The organism is Actinomadura rubrisoli (assembly GCF_004349215.1).
Classification (GTDB): domain Bacteria; phylum Actinomycetota; class Actinomycetes; order Streptosporangiales; family Streptosporangiaceae; genus Spirillospora; species Spirillospora rubrisoli.
On the sequence record NZ_SMKU01000591.1, the window covers coordinates 1 to 2913 of the forward strand.

4 protein-coding genes are annotated in these 2913 nt (G+C 75.0%); all 4 read right to left on the bottom strand.

Annotation, left to right across the window (positions count from 1 at the left end):
• Positions 1-51 precede the first annotated feature (51 nt).
• Positions 52-588, bottom strand: a complete 537-nt coding sequence (locus tag E1298_RS45750; RefSeq protein WP_131903625.1) for an FHA domain-containing protein — start codon at positions 586-588, stop codon at positions 52-54.
• Positions 589-911: 323 nt separating this feature from the next.
• Entirely contained in the window at positions 912-1691 is a 780-nt protein-coding gene (locus E1298_RS45755) for a DUF881 domain-containing protein (RefSeq protein WP_131903626.1), read from the bottom strand.
• Positions 1688-2020 (bottom strand): small basic family protein, encoded by a 333-nt coding sequence (locus E1298_RS45760; RefSeq protein WP_131903627.1) that lies wholly within the window; start codon positions 2018-2020, stop codon positions 1688-1690. The genes E1298_RS45755 and E1298_RS45760 overlap by 4 nt, the downstream gene beginning before the upstream one ends.
• A 37-nt stretch (positions 2021-2057) precedes the next feature.
• Positions 2058-2913, bottom strand: an 856-nt coding sequence (locus E1298_RS45765) for a DUF881 domain-containing protein (RefSeq protein WP_131903628.1), incomplete at its 5' end; no start/stop codon positions are given.

Below are 2913 nucleotides of genomic sequence, written 5' to 3' on the forward strand. Positions count from 1 at the left end.
CTCCCCTCCGCCGCCCGCCCCCGGGCGCTCGTTCCTCTCAGCCCCGGCCGGTCAGCCGTGCTGAGGGTGGGTCAGGAACACCAGCCGGAACTTGCCGATCTGCACCTCGTCGCCGCCCGACAGGCCGGCCTGGTCGATCCGCTGCCGGTTGACATAGGTGCCGTTGAGGCTGCCCACGTCGCGGACCGAGAACGTGCCGCCTTGGCGGGCGAACTCGGCGTGCCGGCGGGACACGGTGACGTCGTCCAGGAAGATGTCGCTCTCGGGGTGGCGGCCCGCCGAGGTGCGCTCCTTGTCGAGCAGGAAGCGGCTGCCCGCGTTCGGGCCGCGCTTGACCACGAGCAGGGCCGTCCCGGGAGGCAGCGCCTCCACGGCGACCTGGTCGGGGCCGACCTGCTCCTCGGCGCCCTGGTCGGTGTCCAGGGCCTCGAAACCGCCGATGGAGATCGTCGAGGTGGACTCGCCGGGCGACTCCCGGGGAGGCAGCGGCGACGGTGAACTCCGGTTCAGCGGAGAGCCGCAGTTGGAGCAGAAGCGGGCATCATCCGGGTTGGCGTGACCGCACTGCGTGCAGTAGACGCTCGGCATCGATCGGCTCGGCCTCCTACCATCGGCGTGCCGCCTGCGGACGCCCCGCTGCCGCGGGAGCCGCCTGCGCCACGCGCATCCATCAACCAACCCACGCCGGGGACCCGCCCCCGACCACGGTCATGCTCACCGTCCGCACACGCGGCGGTCGCCGCAACTTACGCGGGTATTACCCGAGGGGTCAACTGGAGCGGTGAGCCCGACTGCCCCAAACTACCTTCGTCAATGATCGCAGGTCTACGCCGCCGCGCGGACGGCCCCCGAACACGACGCGTGAGACGTGCGTCTGGTTTACCGCTTCCCCGGTTTTCCCCCGAATCCCTCTACGGAGACCGTACCGCGCGAACGGCGATCCTCGCGCGCGGAGTGATCGTCACGGTGGCCCCGGCGCCGCTCAGGGTCTTCACGACGCCGCCCGGGATGTTGAGCGCCGTGGTCATGGTGTGGGGGTCGCCGATGGCCAGGAACGTGTACGGGGCCTGCTGGAGCAGACCGTCCACCTGCACGCCGCCCTGCTCGTCCAGGAAGTAGGTGTCGACCCCGGCGCGCACCTGGTTGATCTGGATCACCTCGGCGCCGGCGTCGCGGAGTTCCTGGAGGGCGTCCAGGAGGTGGACGGCCCGCACGCCGTGCCTCGGGTCGCCGACCGCCAGCTCGATCCCGGGGCCCTCGGCGGGGAGCGTGCCCGCGAGGAGGCCGTAGGTGGTCGCCCGCTTGCGCGCCTCCTCCAGGGCCGTCTCGCCCTCGACGTCGCGCTCCAGCCCCGCCTTGGTCTCCTCAAGCTCGCGCAGGTCGCCCCTCAGCCGCTCGGACCGCTGGCCCAGGTCGGACAGGATGCCCACCAGCTCGTCCTGGCGGGCGGTGGCGAACGTGGTGTCGCGCTTGGTGGACCGCACCTGGACGGCCACCGCGAAGCCCAGCACGAGGCACAGGAGACCGGCCACGAGCTGCCCCCAGGTCGTCCGGGGGCGCAGCAGGTCCAGAACCGCCGCCATCCCGCCGCGCTCGGGCGGCGCGGGCTCCGCTGGGCGCCCGGCCCCCTCGGATCGCTCAGGCCCCTCGGGGTGCTCAGGCCCCTCGGGGCGCTCGTCGCCGCCGGTCACGCGCCGAACAGCTTCCGCCGGATGGCCGCCGCGTTGGAGAAGATCCGGATGCCGAGGACGACCACGACGCCGGTGGACAGCTGCGAGCCGACCCCGAGCTGGTCGCCGAGGAAGACGATCAGCGCGGCGATGACGGTGTTGCTGACGAAGGAGACCACGAAGACCTTCTCGTCGAAGACGCCCTCCAGACGGGCCCTGACCCCGCCGAACATGGCGTCGAGCGCGGCCACGATCGCGATCGGCAGGTACGGCTGCAGCCACAGCGGCACCGCCGGCTCCAGGACGAAGCCGAGCGCCACCCCGATCGCGAGGCCGATCAGCGCGATCACGCCTGGGTCACCTCTCCCCCGCTCCCCCTCGGTGCCCTCACGGGCCGGTCCCCGCCGACGGCCTGGCGTACCGCAGCCGGAGCCCGTCCGCCGCCGGGAGCCGGACGTCGCCTGAGCGGCGCACGCCGTAGGCGATCCGGTAGCGCTCCTCCAGCCGGCGCAGCCTGCGGTCGGCGGCGGAGCCCGCGAAGGCGTCCTGGAGGCGGCGCGGCTCCCCCAGGGCCGCCACCTCGTACGGGCCGCGCAGCGGGCGGTAGTCGACGAGGATCGCCTCGCCCGCGGTCCGGATCGCCGTGGTCGGCGTGATCCGCCGGCCGTTGATCCCGACGGCCCGGGCGCCGGCCGCCCAGAGCCCGTTCACCACGATCTGGAGATCCTGATCATAGACCCGGCCGGCGTCGGGGGCGGGCCCGCCCGGCTGCCGGTCCCCGCGCGGCGCGTCGTCCAGGGTGACCACCAGACCGGACCCGGCGGCGGGCGCGGCGGCCGCCGCGGCGCCCGCCTCGGCGAGCCGCCGCCGGGCCCGCCGCCCGTCGGCGCTGCGGGCCAGCGCGGCCGCGCGCCGCCGCTCGGTCTCGGCGCGCAGCCGCTCCAGGCGGCGCTGCAGGTCGTCGGACTCGCCGGTGCGGGCGTGGATCTCGTCGATGAGGCGGGCGCGCCGCTCGGCCGCGACGGGCTCGCTCCGGCGCACCTCGGCCCCGGCCACGGCGAGCAGGACGCCCGCGAGCACGAGGACCAGGAGCACGCCGCCGCCCCCCAGCGGGCCCCGGCGCGGCGCGTCCGCGCCCGCGGCGGCCCGGCGCCGCGCGGCCTCCGCGTAGCCGGGGTCGAGGAGCTTGCCCGCGAACAGGTCGTGCAGCAGGGACATGGACGCGTCGGGCCGCCCCCATCCC